This is a genomic window from Roseovarius sp. EC-HK134 (assembly GCF_902498815.1).
Taxonomy (GTDB): Bacteria; Pseudomonadota; Alphaproteobacteria; order Rhodobacterales; family Rhodobacteraceae; genus Roseovarius; species Roseovarius mucosus_A.
On the sequence record NZ_LR701544.1, the window covers coordinates 2285003 to 2304841 of the forward strand.

At 60.7% G+C, this 19839-nt stretch carries 18 protein-coding genes and 2 tRNA genes; 11 read left to right on the plus strand and 9 right to left on the minus strand.

The window, feature by feature from the left end; genetic code table 11:
• The first annotated feature begins 25 nt into the window (after positions 1–25).
• On the plus strand, positions 26–919 hold the full coding sequence (locus tag GC127_RS14975) for a hypothetical protein (protein ID WP_151978866.1): 894 nt from the start codon (positions 26–28) through the stop codon (positions 917–919).
• Here the strand turns inward: GC127_RS14975 and rlmB are convergent.
• Positions 901–1677: a 23S rRNA (guanosine(2251)-2'-O)-methyltransferase RlmB gene (gene rlmB / locus GC127_RS14980; RefSeq protein WP_008280132.1), complete on the minus strand. Its 777-nt coding sequence runs from the start codon at positions 1675–1677 to the stop codon at positions 901–903. The two genes, GC127_RS14975 and rlmB, sit on opposite strands and share 19 nt — an antisense overlap.
• Positions 1678–1812: 135 nt before the next feature.
• Between rlmB and GC127_RS14985 the strand changes: the two genes are divergently transcribed.
• The 4 genes from GC127_RS14985 to GC127_RS15000 all read left to right on the plus strand — a co-directional run bounded on the left by GC127_RS14985 (position 1813) and on the right by GC127_RS15000 (position 5368).
• Positions 1813–1896: transfer RNA gene (locus GC127_RS14985), tRNA-Tyr, on the plus strand.
• A gap of 165 nt (positions 1897–2061) precedes the next feature.
• On the plus strand, positions 2062–3519 hold the full coding sequence (locus GC127_RS14990) for an amidohydrolase family protein (RefSeq protein ID WP_151978867.1): 1458 nt from the start codon (positions 2062–2064) through the stop codon (positions 3517–3519).
• Positions 3519–4256: a hypothetical protein gene (locus GC127_RS14995; RefSeq protein ID WP_151978868.1), complete on the plus strand. Its 738-nt coding sequence runs from the start codon at positions 3519–3521 to the stop codon at positions 4254–4256. The genes GC127_RS14990 and GC127_RS14995 overlap by 1 nt, the downstream gene beginning before the upstream one ends.
• A gap of 92 nt (positions 4257–4348) precedes the next feature.
• Positions 4349–5368 carry a hypothetical protein gene (locus GC127_RS15000; RefSeq protein WP_151978869.1) on the plus strand — a complete coding sequence of 340 codons (1020 nt, stop codon included), beginning with the start codon at positions 4349–4351 and terminating at the stop codon, positions 5366–5368.
• Positions 5369–5392: 24 nt separating this feature from the next.
• On the opposite strand, the gene GC127_RS15005 is transcribed toward GC127_RS15000, so the two are convergent.
• Genes GC127_RS15005 through GC127_RS15035 form a run of 7 tightly spaced genes read right to left on the minus strand, consistent with a single transcriptional unit; the run spans position 5393 to position 11799 of the window.
• On the minus strand, positions 5393–6322 hold the full coding sequence (locus tag GC127_RS15005) for an AEC family transporter (protein WP_151978870.1): 930 nt from the start codon (positions 6320–6322) through the stop codon (positions 5393–5395).
• Positions 6323–6327: 5 nt separating this feature from the next.
• Positions 6328–7125: an MBL fold metallo-hydrolase gene (locus tag GC127_RS15010; protein ID WP_151978871.1), complete on the minus strand. Its 798-nt coding sequence runs from the start codon at positions 7123–7125 to the stop codon at positions 6328–6330.
• The gene (locus tag GC127_RS15015; RefSeq protein WP_151978872.1) at positions 7125–7916 is read right to left on the minus strand and encodes a TatD family hydrolase; all 792 of its coding nucleotides are present in this window, start codon (positions 7914–7916) and stop codon (positions 7125–7127) included. The genes GC127_RS15010 and GC127_RS15015 overlap by 1 nt, the downstream gene beginning before the upstream one ends.
• Positions 7917–7937: 21 nt before the next feature.
• Positions 7938–9062, minus strand: a complete 1125-nt coding sequence (locus tag GC127_RS15020; RefSeq protein WP_151978873.1) for a DNA polymerase III subunit delta' — start codon at positions 9060–9062, stop codon at positions 7938–7940.
• A complete protein-coding gene (gene tmk, locus GC127_RS15025; RefSeq protein ID WP_081508074.1) occupies positions 9059–9685 on the minus strand; it encodes a dTMP kinase in 627 nt (208 codons plus the stop codon). Before tmk ends, GC127_RS15020 begins: the two co-directional genes overlap by 4 nt.
• Positions 9682–10845: a D-alanyl-D-alanine carboxypeptidase family protein gene (locus GC127_RS15030; protein WP_081508073.1), complete on the minus strand. Its 1164-nt coding sequence runs from the start codon at positions 10843–10845 to the stop codon at positions 9682–9684. The genes tmk and GC127_RS15030 overlap by 4 nt, the downstream gene beginning before the upstream one ends.
• Positions 10846–10860: 15 nt before the next feature.
• A complete protein-coding gene (locus GC127_RS15035) occupies positions 10861–11799 on the minus strand; it encodes an SPOR domain-containing protein (protein ID WP_151978874.1) in 939 nt (312 codons plus the stop codon).
• Between the two features lie 278 nt (positions 11800–12077).
• On the opposite strand from GC127_RS15035, the gene GC127_RS15040 reads away from it, so the two are divergent.
• Positions 12078–12165 (plus strand) — tRNA-Ser (locus GC127_RS15040).
• Positions 12166–12590: 425 nt separating this feature from the next.
• On the opposite strand, the gene GC127_RS15045 is transcribed toward GC127_RS15040, so the two are convergent.
• A complete protein-coding gene (locus GC127_RS15045) occupies positions 12591–13457 on the minus strand; it encodes a sulfotransferase (RefSeq protein WP_151978875.1) in 867 nt (288 codons plus the stop codon).
• 277 nt (positions 13458–13734) lie between these two features.
• Between GC127_RS15045 and GC127_RS15050 the strand changes: the two genes are divergently transcribed.
• The 5 genes from GC127_RS15050 (at position 13735) to GC127_RS15070 (ending at position 19769) form a co-directional block, all read left to right on the plus strand.
• Positions 13735–16068 carry a methyltransferase domain-containing protein gene (locus tag GC127_RS15050; protein WP_254700129.1) on the plus strand — a complete coding sequence of 778 codons (2334 nt, stop codon included), beginning with the start codon at positions 13735–13737 and terminating at the stop codon, positions 16066–16068.
• Positions 16069–16483: 415 nt separating this feature from the next.
• Positions 16484–16768, plus strand: coding sequence for an acyl carrier protein (locus GC127_RS15055; protein WP_151978876.1), 285 nt, complete (start codon positions 16484–16486; stop codon positions 16766–16768).
• 2 nt (positions 16769–16770) lie between these two features.
• Positions 16771–18072, plus strand: a complete 1302-nt coding sequence (locus GC127_RS15060; protein WP_151978877.1) for a polysaccharide pyruvyl transferase family protein — start codon at positions 16771–16773, stop codon at positions 18070–18072.
• A gap of 3 nt (positions 18073–18075) precedes the next feature.
• Positions 18076–18948, plus strand: coding sequence for a phytanoyl-CoA dioxygenase family protein (locus GC127_RS15065; RefSeq protein ID WP_151978878.1), 873 nt, complete (start codon positions 18076–18078; stop codon positions 18946–18948).
• Positions 18945–19769 (plus strand): phytanoyl-CoA dioxygenase family protein, encoded by an 825-nt coding sequence (locus tag GC127_RS15070; protein WP_151978879.1) that lies wholly within the window; start codon positions 18945–18947, stop codon positions 19767–19769. The genes GC127_RS15065 and GC127_RS15070 overlap by 4 nt, the downstream gene beginning before the upstream one ends.
• Positions 19770–19839 lie beyond the last annotated feature (70 nt).

A 19839-nucleotide genomic window follows, 5' to 3' on the forward strand; every position in this document is an offset into this window, starting at 1 on the left:
GTCTCAGTGACAAGGGATACGCCAGATGACAGATACGAATGCGCCTCTCCCCGACCTGCGCGACCTGCCTTTTGACATAGACCTGCGCCGCCTCAATCTGGGCGTCGGCTATGTGGCGCTTGGTCTGCCTGTATCACTTGGGCTGGTGTCCCTGCTGACCAACACCTGCTTCAACGCCTCGATCAGCCACTATTACTTCAGCCGGATCGGCGGGGATATCCTTGTGGGCGCGCTCAGCTTTATCGGCCTGTTGCTCATGTTCTTTTACAGTTTTCGTGCGCCGGGCCGCGAGGGGTGCTTGGGCTGGCATTGGTATGATGTGGTACTACTAAAACTGGCCGGGGTGGCCGCCGTTATCGTGGCCTTTGTGCCGACCACCGGATCAGGGTGCACCTATTCCGGCGAGGTGGCGCGCGTGTTCTTGACCAATGCCAGCGGCTCAGAGGGGTTTCACCCGCCGGGCGGCACGGTCGAGGGCACGATCAGCTATGATTTTTGGGCCAGCTTTGCCGCGCTCGGTGCAGATGTGCCAACCGTTCTTAAAATGATGCATTTCGGCGCGGCGGGGGTGATGTTTTTGGTGCTTGGGTATTTCTCCGCCTATGTCTTTACCCGTGAAAATTCCACCGCCGCGCGCCTTGCTGGCAATCGCAAGGACCGGCGCAATCTGTGGTATCGCACACTTGGGCGGATCATTTTTGCCGTGGTGGGCATGCTGGCGATCAAGGCCGCGCTGCTTGAGATGATCCTGCCTCTTGGCCTTGCTCAGAGCATAGAGGCCATCTGGGACAGTCTCCGCCTTACCTTTTTGTTTGAATCCCTCGGCCTCTGCGCCTTTGGCCTCAGTTGGATGATCAAGGGGCGGTTCATCGCAGCCTTCGAGGATGCCGCCGCCCGCCCTCAGCCTCGCGCTGCGTAAAGCGCCACAGCCGCCGCGTTGGACACGTTGAGCGAGCCGAAATCGCTGGCGAACTCGATCCGCACCAAGGCATCGCACACCTCGCGCGTCCTCTCGCGCAGCCCCGGCCCCTCGGCGCCGAGCACAAGGGCAACCGGACGGTCACGCTTGCCCTCAAGAGCGGCCTCAATGGTCAGTTCCGCCTCACCGGCCAGCCCCAGCACCGTATAGCCCATGGCCTGCAACTCGATGATCGCATCGGCCAGATTGCGCACTCTGAGGTAAGGCTGGCGTTCAAGCGCACCGCTGGCGGTCTTGGCAAGCGCCCCGGTTTCGGGTGCGGCGTGATGGCGGGGGGCAATTACTGCCCGCGCGCCAAATACTTCGGCAGAGCGCAGAATAGCACCCACGTTATGCGGATCTGTGACCCGATCCAAAAGCACCACGCGGGGCGCGGTGCGACCATCCCCCAAACAGACCTCAGCCATCGGGCCCCAATCCAGCGGCTTGACTTCTAGCGCGGCACCCTGATGCACCGAACCGGGATCAAGCGGCGCGTTGAACTTGCGCGGATCGACCTCTTCGGGTGTTATGCCGCTTGCAGCAATCGCCGCCTCCAGCTTGTCAGCGGCGTTTTTCGTCACGATAAGCCGCAGTTTTTCGCGGGCCGGGTTTTCCAGCGCATCACGCACCGCATGCAAACCAAACAGCCACACAGTCTCAGAGGCTGCCGCCCGCTTGGCCTGTTCCTTGTCGATCACCCAACGGGGTTTTTTCATGGCTGTAAGGCCCCTCTTTTCCGGCCCGTGACAATGCGACGGGCGGCCACTGCTTGCAAGCGATTTTCCGGTTGACGCAGCATCCGGCCACTAGTAATCAGCCCCCCACGTCCGGCGCGCAAGTGCTGGGAAAGTGGGCGACAGGCCGCAAGGTGTGGCAGGGGACTGTAACTCCCTCGCGGAGACGCACGCCAGGTTCGATTCCTGGGTCGCCCACCACTTTCCCTCTTAATTTCAAGGGATCGCAGACCCGCCTGTGCGCAGAGCATTGGCGACTTTATGTGCTATTGCGTTGACGTCGCGCCTGATGTCCCTAACTTCTGACAAGCGGAGACAGCGCGGCGTGCCCTCTGCCGATCAAGATCAAGGTAAGAGGCGAGACCGATGTGCCAGATATGCTGCCCTTCCCCTTCAAACAGCCACGACGAAATTGATTGCTGCCTCTGCGGCGCCCCCACTACTCAAGCGGCCTTTGCCCGGATCGAGGCAGACCTCAACCGCCGCGCTATGTTGGGTGGTCTGGCGGCGGTGGTGGGTCTTTATGCGGGGTTTGGTCTGGCGTCAAAACCGGCTCGGGCACAGACCCCCGGTCGCCCGCTGCTCTTGACCAACCTGCGCTATTTCAACGGCCATGACCTCTCTCTGATCCAAGGCCGCGAGATCTTGATCGAAGGCGGGCGGATCACCGGCCTGCCCGCCGCCGAACAGGGACCGACGGATGCTGAGCGCATAGACTGTGGTGGTCGGGCGGTCATTCCGGGCCTCATCGACGCACATTGGCATAGTACGCTGGTTGGTGTGACCCAAATGCAGGCCATGACAGCCGACATTGGTTTTGTGCATCTGATGGCCGGGCGCGAGGCAGGGGCCACGCTCTTGCGCGGCTTCACAACCGTGCGCGACACCGGCGGCCCGGCTTTTGGCCTCAAGCTGGCCATTGATCGCGGCGCTTTGCCCGGACCGCGCATTCTTGCGTCGGGCGCGATGATTTCGCAAACCTCGGGGCATGGCGATTTCCGCATGACTTCGGAACTTCCCCGCGCCGACGGCGATCTGAGCTATAGTGAACGGGTCGGCGTTGTGGCCATCGCAGACGGGCGCGCCGAGGTGCTGCGCCGCACCCGCGAACAATTGATGAAGGGCGCAAGCCAAATCAAGATCATGGCCGGCGGCGGCGTCACCTCGCTTTATGATCCGCTCGAGAGCCTGCAATTCACCGAAGACGAAATGCGCGCCGCCGTCGAGGCCGCAGAAGATTGGGGCACCTATGTTTGCGCCCATGTCTATACGCCCAAAGGTATCCAGCGCGCCCTGCGGGCTGGGGTGAAATCCATTGAACACGGTCAGTTAGCGGATCTTGAGACGGTTCGCCTGATGCGCGACATGGGCGCGTGGTGGTCGATCCAGCCCTTTTTGGCCGATGAGGATTCCAACCCAAGCAGCGATCCACGACAGAACGCCAAGCGGCAGGAGGTGTCGGTAGGCACCGTGCAGGCCTTTGAAATGGGCCGCACTGTGGGGGTCAACATGGCCTTTGGCACCGACATCCTGATGAACCCCACAGGGGCCAGCAGTCAGGGGCGGCAATTGGCCAAGCTGACCCGCTTCATGCCCCCGCTCGAGGCCTTGCGCATGGCGACAGGGGCGGCGGGCGATCTGCTGGCGCTCTCTGGGGAACGCAGCGGCTATGACGGACAACTTGGTGTCATCGCAGAAGGGGCGATGGCCGATCTTCTGGTGGTCGAGACCGATCCCGAGGCAGGGCTTGACTGGCTTGATACGCCCGAGCAAAGCCTTGCAATGATCGTCAAGGGCGGTGCGGTCGTGAAGGATCAACTCTGATGTTTGCGCGGTTCGCAGCCCTGTTGACGATATTCAGCCTCGCGCCGCCTGCACATGCGCAAGACTGGAACGCCCAGATCACGCCCTATGCATGGGGGACCGGCATTGGTGGGACGATCACACCCCGTGCAGGCGGCCCGTCATTGCGCTTTGACAAAGGGCTGTCAGACGTTCTCGAAGATCTCGATACGGCGTTCTTTCTCACGGGTTATGCCCGCTATCAGCGTTTGGTGGTGATGGGCGACTTGTCCCATTCGGCAAGTTCGCGACGCGGAACCGTGCCGTTGCCACCCCCTGCCCCCGGCCTGCCCGCGCGTGGCCGGATCGAGCAATCCTCGCTGACGCTTACCGCAGGGTATCGGGCGCTTACGACGCCTGATGCCACGGTTGATTTCATGGCAGGCCTGCGCCACTGGCAGGTTGAAGGACGCGCCACCACGCCGGTGCCGGGGCTTGCCGCCGGGATCGACGTGAGCTTTACCGATCCGATCCTCGCCGCGCGGACCAATCTGCGGCTCACGGACCGCTGGTCCTTTATCGGTTACGTCGATGTCGGTGGCTTTGGGGCGGGCTCAGACATGACATCTCAGCTTGTCGGCACGCTCAACTGGCAGGCCAGTGACCGGCTCTGGCTCTCGGCAGGATACCGGCATCTTTACGTGGATTATAGCAAGAATGGCCGAAAGTTTGACGCGACATTCTCTGGCCCACTTGCGGGATTAACCCTGCGCTTTTGACACGCAGCGCGCGCTGACCTGCGATAACCGCTTTATCTGTGCGGTGGAAAACCCCATAGTGAGGGTGGCAGTCAGGCAGGATCACGACAAGAATGGCCCCCAAGACAAAGGTCCCCGAGACAAAGGTGCCTCAGACCTACAATATCCTGATCGTCGGTCAGGCCGGTCGGTTGCAATACGAGGCTATTCTCTTTGCAGCGTCACTGCGCGCCACCTCACCCGGCTTTGCGGGGCGTCTTTTTGTGGCAGAGCCGCAGCCGGGGCCGCTCTGGGGCGACGATCCACGCATCAAGGACGAGGACAGCCGCGCGCTCTTGACTGATCTCGGCGCGGAATTCGTGGCCTTTGAAAGCCGCCATTTCGGCGCAGCCTATCCCTATGGCAACAAGATCGAGGCGCTGTTCGCGCTGCCCAAGGGCGAGCCCTTTGTGTTTTTCGACACCGACACGCTGATCTGCGGCGATCTTGCCTCTGTTCCCTTCGATTTCAGCCGCCCCACAGCCTCGTTGCGCCGCGAAGGCACATGGCCGCAGATCGAGCTTTATGGCCCAACCCATACCCAGATCTGGAAATCGCTCTACGACAAGTTCGACCTCACTTTCGAAACCTCTCTCGATCAGGGCCAGCCAGAGGGCTATTGGCAACGCTATCTCTATTTCAACGCAGGCTTTTTTTTCTATCACTGCCCGCATGTCTTTGGCCGACGCTTTCTCGACTATGCGCTCAGCATACGCGATGATGCGCCGCGCGAATTACTCCTGCAATCCCTCGATCCTTGGCTCGATCAGGTGGCACTGCCCTTGGTGATCCACTCGCTTGGAGGCGGGCGGGACACGCTGCCACCCGACCTGCTGGATGGTCAGATCAGTTGTCACTATCGGCTTTTGCCGCTGCTTTATGCACGCGAGGCCGATCATGTGGTCGAAGTTCTGCAAGAGGTGACGGCCCCCAACAAAATCAAGCGCGTGCTGAAGAATTACGAACCTGCGAAGCGGATGATCTATCAGGGCCGTGGAATGAAGGTGCGCGCGCTTTTTGACCAAAACGATCTGCCCCGTCGCGAGCAAGTGATCCGCAATACCATCAAGCGCAACGGGTTCTGGATGCGCTAAGGCAGATCCACGCACCGCCTTGGCTCAGGGCAAAACCTGCAACCAGATCCAAGCCGTAACGATCGTCAAGCCAGTGGACAAAAGAACGCTCGAGGCCGCCACACGCTTGGCGTGACCATAGATATTGGCAAAGACATAGGCGTTGACCCCCGGTGCCATGGCCGCCGTCACCACCGCCGAGCGCACGCCCTCCACCGGAAGGCCAATCCCCAGACCAAGGCCAAAGGTGATCGCCGGATGCGCCACCAATGAGATCAGGCAGACATAGAGGATCACCCGCAAATCGCCTTCGGGACGGTATTGCACCAGCACGCCCCCCAGACCAAAGAGCGCCGCCGGCAGCGCCGCGCGCGCCATAAGATCAAGCCCATCCTCCACCGGCGCAGGCAGAACCAAACCCGACAGGTTGACAACAAACCCTGCCGCGACGCCCATGATCAGCGTGTTGGAAAACATCGCCTTGAGCACTTTGACCACAACCTTCGGCCCCGCCGTTCCGCGCGCCTTGACGATTTCCATCACGGTGATGCCCAGACCGTAGCAAAACGGCGAGTGCACAGCGATGATGGCGAAATTGGCGGCCAAGGCATCCGCCCCATAGGCACGCTCCATGATCGGCAGGCCCAAAAGCAGCGAGTTGGAGAAGAGGCAGCAAAAGCCGATAGCGACTGCATCCTCCCATGTCCGGCCAAAGATCAGCCTTGCGCCGAAAAGACCAAGAGCAAAGCCGGAACTCGCCCCGACGTAGAAACTGAGCAAGAGCCGCCAATCGAAACTCTGCCCCAGATCGAGGCGCGAAATGGCCGTAAACAGCAAACAGGGAATGGCGAATTTCTGGGTAAAGCTCATCAGGCCATCCACGCCCGCCTGACTGAACCAGCGCCGCCAAACCGCGAGATAGCCAAAGCCGATCACCAGAAAAACCGGCAGGATGATTTCAAACAGCGCCTGCATCGCGCTTAGACCGTGTAACGCAGGATCATCCCGTCATAGGCGGGGGTCACATGCGCCGGTGTCTCCTCTGCCACAGTCTGATAGTCGAGATCGATATGCATATTGGTCAGGACAGCCCGGCGCGGGGCCGCGCGCGCGATCCATTCAAGCGACAGCGCCAGATGGGCATGCGTCGGATGCGGCGTGCGGCGCAGCGCATCCAATATCCAGCAATCCAGCCCGCTCAGCACTGGCCAGACATCCTCGGGAATGGCGGCCACATCAGGCAGATAGGCAAGATCACCCACGCGAAAGCCAAGCGAGTCAATCGAGCCGTGATTGACCTGAAACGGTGTGAGCGCGATAGCCCCTCCCGCACCCTCGATCTCAAACGGACCGTTGATCGTGTGCATGTCAAGAATAGGGGGATAAGGGCTATCCGCAGGTTGGACAAAAGCATAGCCGAACCGAGAATAGAGCGCGTTTTGCGTGTCGCCATCGGCCCAGACCGGCAAACGCTTGCGCATGTTGAACACGATCATCCGCAGATCGTCGATGCCATGAACATGATCGGCGTGGGAATGGGTATAGACAACCGCATCCAGCGCGCCGATGCCTGCATCCAGCAGTTGCGCGCGCAGGTCGGGCGAGCTGTCGATCAGCACGCGGGTAATGCCCCCCTCGGTCTCTCGTTCGATCAGAAGGGAGCAGCGGCGGCGCGTGTTGCGGGGGTTGGTGGGATCGCACTCGCCCCAATGCCCCCCAAGGCGCGGCACCCCCCCAGACGATCCACAGCCCAGAATGATAAAACGCAACTCTGCCATCACAGCACCGCCTTGGTAAAAAGTCGCTCAAAATTGGCCTCGGTCTGCGCGGCAAATTCGGCCCAGCCCATGCCGAACACTTCAGCAGCCTTTTGGCCCGTGTGAAGCGTATAGGCGGGCTCATTGCGGCGGCCACGATGGGGGGGCGGTGCCAGATAGGGCGCGTCGGTTTCCAACAGGATTCTCTCTACCGGTGCACTTGCAAAGATATCGCGCAAGTCCTGGCTTTTGGGGAACGCCGCAATGCCTGACATCGACAGGTAGAACCCCAGATCAAGCGCAGCGCGCGCCAATTCAGCGCTGGAAGAAAAGCAATGCATGACGCAGGTATACGCGCCGTTGCGATATTCCTCGGCCAGAATGCGCGCCATGTCGTCATCCGCGCTGCGCGCATGAATGATCAGCGGCAGTCCCGTGCGCCGTGCGGCCTCGATATGCACCCGCAGGCTTTGTTTTTGCACCTCGGCACTCTCGGCAGTGTAGTAATAGTCGAGCCCCGTTTCGCCGATGCCGACAAACTTGGGATGTTCCGCCAATTTTACCAAATCATCGACGTGCACCAAGGGGCTCTCGGCCGCGCGCATCGGGTGAATACCCGCCGCATAAAACACCGGCGCATGCGCCTCGGCAATTGCGCGCACGCGCGGCTCTTGGTCCAGACGGGTGCAGATCGTTACCATGCGATGCACACCCGCAGCCACGGCGCGGGAAATGACCTGATCCCGCTCGTCATCGAAATCAGGGAAGTCGAGGTGGCAGTGGCTGTCAGTGATGCGAATGTCGGTGCTCATGCCTGTCCTCGGGCGCGGGGATTAGGCCCCGGCGGTTTGCTGAATCCTGAACACCGTATCTAGGACCAGGCTGGCAGGGTCAAGGTTGACCGCCCGCCCATGCCGGGCCCGTGCGCCGATGGTTTCGGCACAGTCGGCCCATGCCCGACCCTGATAGGCATCAGGTGCCAGCCGTGCCAGCATCGCGGCCTCGCCCGCTGCGGCCTCGGCGGAGGGGGGCTGGCCTGTGGCGCCTGTCCGCGCCAACCGCGCCAGCAAAAGATCGGTGAGAGAAAACAGCAGATCCAGCCGGTCTTCGGCCCCGCGCGTCGCCGCCGCTTCGGCCAGCCGCAGGGCGCGGGGGCGATCAAGGCGCGGCAGGCTTTCCATCAGGCCCACCAGCTCTGCGTAGAGTTTAAGCCCGCCCAGATTGAGCAGCCGCACCGCCGCCCCAACCGAGCCGCCTGAAAGCTCCGCCAAGGCCGCCGGATCGCCCTCGGGCGCTATTCCTGCCTGGTCCAGTGCCAGTGCCATCTCTTGCGGTCCCAGAGGGGCCAACCGCAATGTGCGACAGCGCGAGCGGATGGTGGGCAAAAGACCAGAGGGTTGATGCGATATGAGCAACAGCACCGTGCGCGCAGGCGGCTCTTCCAGCATCTTGAGGATAGCGTTGGCCGCTTGGGTGTTAAGATCATCCGCTGCATCGACAATCACAACCCGCCGCCCGCCATCTGCGGCAGAGAGGGCAAAGAAATTGCCCAACTTGCGCACCTCGGAGACGCGAATTTCGGCGGCCAGCCGATCGCCCTTGTCGGTGGGGCCGCGCCGCAGCAGAAATAGCCCCGGATCGGACAAAGCCAGCAAGCGCCGCGCTACCGGATGATCCGGCGCGACATCCAGCGTTGCGGGTGGCGGCGGCGCGCCAAAGAGCCCCTCGTCCTGCACCAGCGGGGTTGCCAGCAAAAACCGTGCAATGCGCCACGCCAGTGTAGCCTTGCCTACACCACGCGGCCCGGTGATCAGCCAGCCGTGATGCAGCCGTCCGGTGTTGAAGGCCTCGAGAAATTCGGCCTCCGCCGCACTTTGGCCAACCAGCTGCACCGTCTCGCGTGGATGCGGCGCGCCCTCGACGCGGTCAGGTTCAGGCAGCAGGCCATCGTCGTTCATGGCAGGTGCGCCTGCACCACACGGGCGACGTCCTCGGCCACGGCGTCCATGTCTCGCGCGCCGTCGATCACCGTAAAACGTGCTGGGAATTCCTGCGACAGGGCCAAAAACCCGGTGCGCATCCGCGCCTGCATCCCCTCGCCAAAGGATTCAAACCGCGCCTCGTCGCCCCCGCGCGACAGCGCCCGCCCAAGGCCCACACCGGGATCAATATCAATCAGCACGGTCAAATCCGGCTCTCGCCCGATCATCAGCGTATGTAACTGATCGACAATCCCGCGCAAATCAGCGCGGCCAAGACCCTGATACATCCGCGTGCTGTCGGCAAAGCGGTCGCAGATCACCACCGCACCACGGGCCAGAGCGGGGGCGATCACCCGCTCTAGATGATCGCGCCGCGCGGCGGTGAAAAGCAGAATTTCGGTTTCGGCGGACCAGCGGTCCTTGTCGCCTTCGAGCACCAGACGCCGAATTTCCTCAGCCCCCGGACTGCCCCCCGGCTCGCGCGTCAAGACCACATCGCGGCCCTTGGCGCGCAGCGTCTCTGCCAGCCGTCGCGCCTGTGTGGATTTGCCTGACCCGTCAATCCCCTCAAAGCTGAGGAACAGCCCCTGCCCGCTCAAAGCGCCCCCTCGGGGCCCTGCTGCAAGCGCGCCAAAAGCACGCCTGAAACAGTGCGTATCCGGGTCATGAACCCACCCTGCGCCACATCCTCGGCAGCCACCAAAGGCACGCGCGTGGACGGCAACCCCTCGGGCGCAAAGACCAATTCGGCCAGCACATCACCTTTGGCCACCGGCGCGCGCACCGGGCCGGTATACACCACCTCGCCCTTTAGCTCACCGCCATCAAGCACCGGAAGCAGGGTCGAGACATCCTCGGCCACGGTCAGACCCACGCTGGTGGCCTCGCCCATCCAAACCGCAGCGCGCGCAACCTCCTCGCCCGCCGTGAGCACAGATTTCTCTGCAAATTGCCGAAAGGCCCAGTTTACGATCGACTCGGATTCGCGCGCTCGGTCCTGCGCTGTCGCCAGCCCCGAGATCACGAAAACCACCCGCCGTTCACCCTGCTTGGCCGATCCGGTCAGGCCAAATCCCGCCTGTTCTGTATGCCCGGTCTTAAGACCATCCGCCCCAATCCCCAGCCCCAACAGCGGGTTGCGGTTGCTGATATTGCTCGGTGCGCGCCCGTCAAAGCGAAACTCGGTTTCGGCGAACATCGGATAGAATTCTGGGAAATCCTCAATAATGTGGCGCGCCAAAAGCGCCAGATCACGCATGCTCATGACATGCCCCTCGGCGGGCCATCCGCTGGCATTGCGGAAAATGGAGTTGGTCATGCCCATTTGCTGCGCGCGCTGCGTCATAAAGCGGGCAAACCCAGCCTCGGTCCCATCTGGGCTGAGGGCCTCGGCGATCACCGCGCAGGCATCATTGCCGGAGAGTACGATAATACCGCGCAACAGGTCCTCGACCCGGACTCGGTCGGTGGTGTCAAGAAACATTGTCGAGCCACCATAGCTCATAGCGTGCTGGGATACAGGCAGGCGCTCGTCCAGCGTCAGTCGCCCACTGCGCACAGCCTCAAAAGCCACGTAGAGCGTCATCAGCTTGGACATTGACGCGGGCGGCATGGGTGTGTCGGCGTTCTTGTCGAGCAGAACCGTCCCGGTGGTCACATCCATGACATAAGCCGCCTTGGCACTGGTTTCAAAGGCCTGCGCAGGCAGCGCCACCCCAAGACAAAGCGTTGCAGCAGCAATATGGCGGATAAGGCGCATCAGACCCTCCTAATCTTAGTTGGTGACGGCATAGGCGTCTTCAAAACCGATGCCTTGGATCTTTTTGAGCAAGGCTGCCCGCTCCGAGGAACTGGTCGCGGGCCCCACGATCACGCGCCAGAATGCTTTGCCTTGGCTGTTTTGCTCTAGCACCGTCGGCACCATTCCGGCCTGCCGCATCGCCGTCGCAGTATTTCGCGCGTTTTCTTCAACGCTGAAAATCCCGATCTGGATAAAGGGCTTATCAAGGCCAGAGGCGCGAGGGGGAGTGGGAGTGGGAGTGGCCGCAGGAGCAGGGATTGGCGCCGCCGCAACGGTTGGTTGCGCCGCAGTTGCTGGCGTCTCCGCAGAAGCCTCGGCCGCATCAATTGCCGCCGCCGCCCCGGCGACGGGATCAAGCGCTGTCGCTTCGATCTCGGACGGTGCTGCAAGGACCTCTGCCGCATCCGGCGCGGTCTCGGGCTCGGGTGTTTCTTCCTTGGCCTCTTCCCGGCGCAGGGCGGTTACATTGAGCTGCACCGGAGCGCCTGCCAGCATACCAAGTGCCGCGGCAGCATCCGAAGACACCTGCAACGCCGGTCCGGGAATATCTCGCGCGCGTCGGAACAGCGCGCCGATCACGAATTTCGAATCCGCCGTGCTGCGGATGATGACCCGCTCCGGTTCTTTGACGTCAGGATGTGCCACCCAAACCCCGCCGAGCGATGGCCGCCCGTCCCAAAGGCCCATATCGGTCACCTGAAAGACATCCGGGGCCTCGACATCACGCTCCACCAGCTTGACCGACTGACGGGCAGGCGTCGCGCCCCCCGTCGACGATTGCGCGGCGCTGTCGGGCTTGAGCCATGAGGGCGCGCCCTCTTCGCATCCAGCCAGCAGCATCATCGCCGCACCGACGAGGACGAGCCGCGATAGCCGCACCTGTCCGCCCTTGCCCTGTTCCGCAATTGTCATCTCTTGCCCCTTGCCCTTTGCCCCGTGCCCGTATGCGCAAGTTTTCAGCGGTGTTAGCCGGTGGTCCGGTCTTGCCTGTTATCGTCCCGGTCCTGTCGCGCGCCCGCACTCTAGCGCCTTGCCCCTCGCGTGAAAAGTGCGCAGGCGTTCGATGCGCGATTTTCCCCAGCATCCCCCCCTTTCAGAATCGCCCGGACCTCTATAGGCACAGTCGCACCACACAGCGGCGCATTGTCAGGCCTAACCCGGCCCGGATGCGCCGGTGTCGTCTAAGGCATGGAAGCTTGGCAGAGTGGTCGATTGCACTGGTCTTGAAAACCAGCGTACCGAGAGGTACCCAGGGTTCGAATCCCTGAGCTTCCGCCAAAAACCCCTGATTTCAAAGAGTTAAGTGAAGCCTTCAGGCGCTCTCCTCCTTTGAAGCCCCAAACCACAAAAATGATCGGATAAATCCATCTTTCTGGTTGGCGGCAAAATTTGAGTTGGGCTTTGAGACGCGGCTTTACGCGACATCCCTCACGCTAGCGGCATCTGGCAAGGGCATAGTCATGTCTGGGAGATTTGAGGCTCAAAGAACCCACTGCCTCAGATTTGTCCAAAGATTTTCCAGACCGGCCGCGCCGCGCCTCAGCCCTTGCTGCCGAAGGGCCCAAATGGACGTTTGTCGCTCCTCTCACGGTTTGCGGTGCGCATGCCATGACTTCAGACGCTTTCTGGCCGTGGTATTTGCGGTGTTATCTCAAAAACGCCTCTATCGGCAACGCGGCACCGGATTCTTGAAACGAAAAAATTCAGTGCGACTGCCACTCTTTTGGCACGACAAAACCCTCTGTTTCGACTTCCTGTGTAATGCGCTCTATGTCCTGCGCGAAGATCTTGGCAAAGAAATCGGGCATAGGGCGCGAAGCACTTTCAGTGAAGCGGCGGTTCAGCAGGGGTTGCGGATACTGAAAGGGCGCCACACCAAGAAACTCTTCGATGCGCGCCAGAGTACCGCGCTGGTCGGCATGAAGCTCTTCATAGAACATTACCATGCGTTCCTGCTCTTTGAGGCCAGATTTCATGCGCCGCAGAACCGCCCCGTACTCCGCGTTGTCCCATATATGCGGTAAACGCACGAAGGTCTCGTAATCGCCGGCGGTCCACTCATCAAGGAGGTGCAGTTTGCCGGTCAGTTGAAGATGAAACTTGGTGTGGCTCCACAGCCGCTTGAGCGGATGCCGCATCGTATAAAGAACGCGCAGCCGCTCGCAGTCGGCAGAAATCCTAGGCCATGCCGCCTCGGGCACAAAGGCATGAAGATTAGAGAAATCACAGGCCCAGACCTGATGATCCCGCAACTGGAACAGATTGCGATACCAGAAATCATCCAAAGGGCTGTTCAGATAGTTCGACACCCAATGCAAATTCGCGCGGATGCGGTCGATATTCGCCTTTTCTGGATCGTAGCGGAACAGGTAGCGATCCTTGGCGTCCTTGAGCCGTCGCTTTTCGTTCAGGTAACTGTTGTCCACATACCTATGATAAAAATAATGCAGTTCCTTTTCGGGCGTAAAATGAAGCTCTGGGTGACGCTCCAAGACTGCATAGAGCCATGTTGTGCCCGCTTTCATCGCACCGATGCTCAGGAAAAGGTTTGAAAACAACTTGTTATTCATTCTAGAGCAGTCCCGTTTTTCTCGACCCATCACTATCTCGCGTCGCATTTAAGGTAAACAGTGGAATGCTTCCGGTTGAGCGGAAAAATGACGGCATGCGAGGATACTTGCTTACATGACGTTACGTAGATGACAGTTGGATACCACCGGCATCTTGCAGAGGCGCATCGGTTCGGTGTCCGCAGTTGACATTTTTTGACCTGCGCAAGAAGGTGAACGCGTGCGTAAGATCGAATGAAACTGCGCGTCAAGCAGTCGGTCATTCGGAGGGAACACCTTGCAACAATCCGATCTTTTCGGTCTCTGCACGATCTGTGGTCACGTCGGCACTATGCTTCGCGGCGATCAGCGGTCTGTGCGGGAATCCTATGCCTGTTCGAACTGTCGCTTTACGTTGCGCTGGCGAGACCAGGCTGGCGTCATCGTAGATGAGTTCGGTCGCGGACGGGCGATTTCTCTTGATCAACTTGTCGAGCGCGGCCTGCTGAATGACATATCGATCTACGAACCGGCGCTGCGGGGGCCGTTCGTTGCGCGCCTCAAAGGCTTGCAGAACTACGTCCGCTCTTATTTCCGCCCCGATGAGCCGCTTGGCGACGTCTCTTCGGACGGCGTGCGCAACGAAGATTTGACCCGGCTGACTTTCCAAGACAACAGCTTTGATCTGATCATCACCAGCGATGTGATGGAACATCTTCCCGATATCGAGAAAGCCTTTGCCGAGACGCTGCGTGTGCTTCGGCCCGGTGGCATCCATGTCTTCTCTATCCCGAATGACTATCCTCTACCGGATCGCACCGAGACACGGGCACGACTGGAGCAGGGAACGTTGGTTCATCTCAAACCCGAGCGCTATCATAACGCTGGGGATGGGACAAAATGCTTGGTGTTCACCGACTACGGGGGCGATCTGTCGGAGATCATCCGCTCTTTGGGGGGGCATCTGGCCGTGGTGAGACGCAGCGGCGTGCAGGAGCCCTGTTACACCAATGCGACATTCGTGATGCGCAAAGTCGCATCGCCAGAGATGCGGAGCGTTCACAGTGCCGTGCAGCCACCTGCGCAGGAGCGTGCCAAGGATCTGGAATGTCCGATTTGCAAGGGCTCCGAGTACGAAGACTTCAACGGTCGCCAGAACGCGCGGTGCTCTACATGCCGAGCCGTAGAGCGCAACCGGCTGATGTGGATGATTTTGGATCGGCTGGGCGGTTTTGAACCGGGCAAGCGAGTGCTGCAGTTGGCACCGGAACCAAGCCTTGCGCGAAAGTTCAACGACTTGTCCGGCGATGCCTACCACGGGGCCGAAGTGAACGCGGAACGTTTCCAGAAAAGCCAAAACAAAAGCATCCGCATGTTGGATTTATGCACGGACCTCGCGGCGATCCCGGATGCCAGTTATGATGTGATCCTTCACAACCATGTTCTGGAGCATGTCCCGTGCGACGTGCGCGAAGTCTTGCGTCAGTTGGACCGGATATTGGCACCGGGCGGGCTGCATTTCCTGTCTGTCCCGATCCGTGGCGAGAAGACTGACGAAGATCTATCGCCTGATCTGACGGATGCTGAGCGCCTGGCACGCTTTGGCGAAAAGGATCACATGCGCATTTTCGGGTCAAGCGATCTGAGGGATTTGCTGCAAGAGGTTTGGGGAACAGGCCCACATCTGATCGAGCCAATTGAGATCTTTGACCGCGACGACCTGCGGCGCGCAGCGATCCCCACGGCGGCGCGTCAAGGCGCGTCGGGGCATAGCGTATTCCACTATTGCAAGGGGGCGCATCCGCCTGCGGTGGTCTTGGCTGAAGCCCGATCCAAGAGCGCGCCAAAACCTGAGAGGACCATCGCACCGGGGGCTTCGGCGGCGGTTCGGACTGTGCGCAACGAGGTGGATGCTAGCTATCCTGCGGAAGACGCGCCACCGGGGTCGCAGATCATGTTGGGATTAGAGGCGCTGAGACGCGACAATCCATGGCCGGATTTCCCATGGGAAGACCACGCACCCTTCAAGCTGGCGCTGGACGCGAATGGCGATGGGGGACGCGACATCGTGTTGCGTGAGATCGTCGCAAAGGACGTGCGTCTCATGGTTGAGGTGGGCTGTTTCTTGGGGGGATCGGCGCTGCACTGGCTGACGGCAAATCCTGATCTAAACTTGATTGGCGTTGATCCTTGGGATGGCAACTGGGCGGATTACGTTTTGGGGATGGCACATCATCCGTCGATGTCGCTCCATGTTGAACATCTGTCAGATACCGAAGTGAAGCGCATCGCCCGCCTCTTGTCCGACTATGGGAATTTTGCTGTCGCCCTGAACAATCTGCGGGACTTCAGGCATCGCTTCTATCCGGTTCGTCGGTTCTCGCCTGAGGCGCTCTATTACCTGAGGCGCCGGGAAATTCCGGTGGACATGATCTATATCGACGCGTTCAAGCATCGGGCCGATCTTGATGCGGCTTATGCGCTCTATCCCGATGCGATCTTGTGTGGTGATGACTGGCTCTGGCCGGACGAATCCGGATGCTTTGTGATGCAGGAGGCAATCAAAGAGTTCGCACGCGACCATGGGTTCGAGATCGAGGCAAAACGGCAAACCTGGGTGCTGCACAAGTAAAGAGGGCCTAGACGCGGCAGGGACACGCGAAGGCGTCACGAGCCTTGGATGCAGTAATGGCCGGTGTCGCGAAGCGTTATGGCGGGGATCGCTTGATCGGTCGTGGCAGGCCCGTTGAGGATGACAATGGATCGGGCGCGAATTGCGTCACACGGCACTGCAACGGGTGTTCGACCGAGTCTTTGAATTCCAAAGCAAATGTGTTTGGGCAAGCTTCGTCTGGTTTGACGCCTTGGCACTGGAACGCGGGGGTGGTTCTGCCCTGTGCGGCGCGAAAGGGGGGGCGGGTTACACGACCTCTCTCCCCAGTCGTGATCTGATCGGCGTCTGGCCCAATTGATTGCAAGACCGGGATAATTCGGGGATACTTAGGCCAACCCACATCTGGCCCGTAACGAAATAACGCAGGTGATTCATGCCCAGCCGAACACCTCTGATCCAACCCGCTGACAAGGGCGTGATCCGCGGCGGGATTGCGGCATATATCACCACAGTGATCAAGGTGCCGGATCCCGTTTCGACGAAGGACCGTTTCGATGTCTACGGGCTTGATACCACCGAAACCACAAACATCTGCGCCCAGAAGAACGAGCAGTTCGCCATTCAAGTGAACCCTAATGAGATTTTTGACAATCCGAGCGTCAGGGTCCTTGGCCACCATCTCGCTCATCCGATTGGCGAGAGCCGAGCGACGGCATAGCCATGGGTAACGCTTGCGGCCAAAGACCGCTCGATATCATGATCACCGGCATGTTCGATATGCCGAATTTCGGCGATCTCATGTTCCCCGTGGTTGCCGCGCATGAACTGGGCCGTCGCGGATGTCGCGTGCATGCGATGTCACCGACCGGGGCAGAGACCGGCCTGCGCGAGGCGATGGCATCTCGCGACATTGCCACAGCGTTTGATCCGCTTGCCCCGTGTGATGGCCTACTCATAGGCGGCGGATATATTGTGCATACCCATCGCATGGACCCGCTCAAAGAGTATCGCGAGGGTGGGATCGGCGCTGCGATTGGCCCCTTGACCTGGCTCGGGGCCACGTTGGCGGCGGCGTTGCGGGATGTGCCTGTAGCGTGGAATGCCCCTGGCGTTCCGCACCCTCTTCGGCCCGGACTAAAGCCGCTCGCGGCGGCGGCCTTTGACTGTGCCGATTACCTTGCACTCCGGGATGCCGGTTCGATCCGGATGGTGGGCCTGTCAGAGCATCCAGAGGTCGAGATCGTTCCAGATACGATTCTCGGCCTTGAAACAGTCTGGCCAAAAGCAGAACTGGCCCAAGATTTTGCCCGGGTCTGCGCCACTCTGGGCGTGACACGGACAGACCGGGTGCTGGCGACGCATGTTCGGCGCAGATCGCTTGGGGAGGCATCGCTGTGCGACCTCGCCGAAGGTCTGGCGCAGATGTGCACGCGCCTTGACGTATCGCCGATTGTGATCGGGCTTGGCACAGCGCATGCCGACGACCGGATGGCGCGCGAACTGACGGCAGCACTTGTTGCGCGGGGGGTGGCCGCCGCAGCCCTTGACCGGCCGCGCGGGCTCCGGGATATCGCAGCACTTCTTGCGCATGCGCGTGCCTATGCCGGGTCATCGCTACACGGCTATATCACCGCCGCTGCGTATGGTGTGCCTGGGCTTTTGGTGGCGCGCCCGGCCTACCGAAAGTTCGACGGCCTTGTCAGACATCTGGGGCGTAGTTGCGACCTGATGAAGGATTGGCCAGAGGCGCTTGCCGCGCTGGAACAGGCTGTGCAAGGCCCATCACAGCCCATACCGCCCGGTGTGCTCGCCAGACTTGATCGCCATTGGGACAGAGTTGCCGAGACATTTCGGGCCGGACCAGACGCGAAACGGCGTGAGCGGCTCGCGTTCGCAGCGCTCGCCTTTCGTGAAGGTCTGAGGCAAGATGGGTTGAACTGGGCGATGACGCCTTTCAGCACGCCGCAGGACCGCAAAGCCGCCCTGACGGGGCAGGACATACACGAAACGGAGCCATTCTAACCCATGCCCTCGACGGATGCCTATTCCTCACAACGCCATGCGCTTACCCCCGAATCCTGCGGCTCTTTCGGGCATGATGGCGTGCTCTGTCCTCTCGACGTCATGTCGGAAGAGGAGGCCGCGACGATACGCGCGCATATCGAGGCACAGGAGGCGCAATCGCATGGACGCCTCTCGGGATTGACACGGGTCAAGCCGCATTTGCTTCTGCCGTTTCTTTGGGACATTGTGCATGATCCGCGGATCGTCGGCCCCGTTTCAAGCCTGCTGGGGCCTGACATTTATTGCATTGGATCAAGCATTATCGACAAGCCGGCGGGATCTGACGGGTATGTGGCCTGGCATCAGGACGCAACCTTTTGGGGACTGAGCGACGCAATTGGTGCGACCGCCTGGTTGGCGCTGAGTGCTACCAATTCCGAGTCGGGCTGCATGGAGGTGATCCCGGGCACACACACGCGGCAATTGGCGCATCTGGATACGCAGGATGCCCGCAACATGCTGGGTGCGCGCGAGGCAGTACGGCAGGAAATCGACCGCTCTCTTGCGCGCGCACTGGTGCTTCGACCGGGTCAAATGTCTTTGCATCATCCGCTCGTCTTGCACGGGTCTGGGCGCAATCTTTCGTCGGATCGACGGCTTGGGTTCGTTATCCGCTATGTACCAGCCACCATCAGCCAAGATGGGGCCACCGTAACACTGGTGAGCGGGCGCAATATATCGGGGATGCCGCTAGAAACCGCACCAGAGGGCGCGCTGAGCGCTGACGCGCTGGCGCGGCATGCGGATGTCATCCGCCAGGCCGGGCGGGTGATCCGCCGCGCGAAAGAGGCCCATCTTAGGCAGGTTGATCCATCACCGGAGACTGGGACATGACCGAGGATATCATGCAGAGCTACGCGAGGGACGGCTATGTCTCGGCTGTCCCGGTGATGACCGAGACGGAGGCGGCAGAGCTTGTCGCAAAGTTCGAGCAGGTGGAAGAGCGGCTCGGGCCAAGTATTTTCAAACTGCTGAACGTCAAAGGGCATCTGCTCTTTCCGTTTCTTTGGGATGTTGTGCAAGATTCTCGGATCGTTGCGCGCGTTGCCGAAATCCTGGGGCCTGATGTGCTGTGCTGGGGATCGAGTTTCTTTTGCAAGCAAGCGGGCTCTGCCGATGTGGTGCCGTGGCATCAGGATGGAACTTGCTGGGGGCTGAATGCGCCAAGGGGGCTGACCGCGTGGCTTGCTCTTACACCAAGCACGCCGGAAACCGGGTGTTTACGTGTCATACCAGAGAGCCATACCGCGGCGGTGCCCCATGCCGTCCGAAATGCCGCGTCCTCTATGCTGCCATTGGGCGAAGAAGTGCGAGAGCCAGTAGACGAGACGCGCGCAGTGGATTGCGTGCTCAGACCCGGAGAAATGTCGATCCACCATGTGATGCTGGTGCACGGCTCTGCGACGAACCGCGCGATCACGGGCCGCAGAATTGGGTTTGCCATCCGGTATATCGCCGGGGATGTGGCGCAGCGTGGCACGACCAAGGGCTATGCGACAATGGTCCGTGGTCAGGATCACGGCACCTATTTGCTCGAGGCAAAGCCCAAGATCGATCTAGAGCCAGAGGCCCTCAGGAGACACCGCGACATCCTGCGCCATTCCGCCGGGATTGTGATGCGCGAGGCGGCGACCTTGGACGCGGACCCGCGGTAGGGAGGGCCGACCCTCGCTTTGGCGTTGAACCATTGGGGGATGCCATCTTTCCGCGATGCGCGCGGGGCCA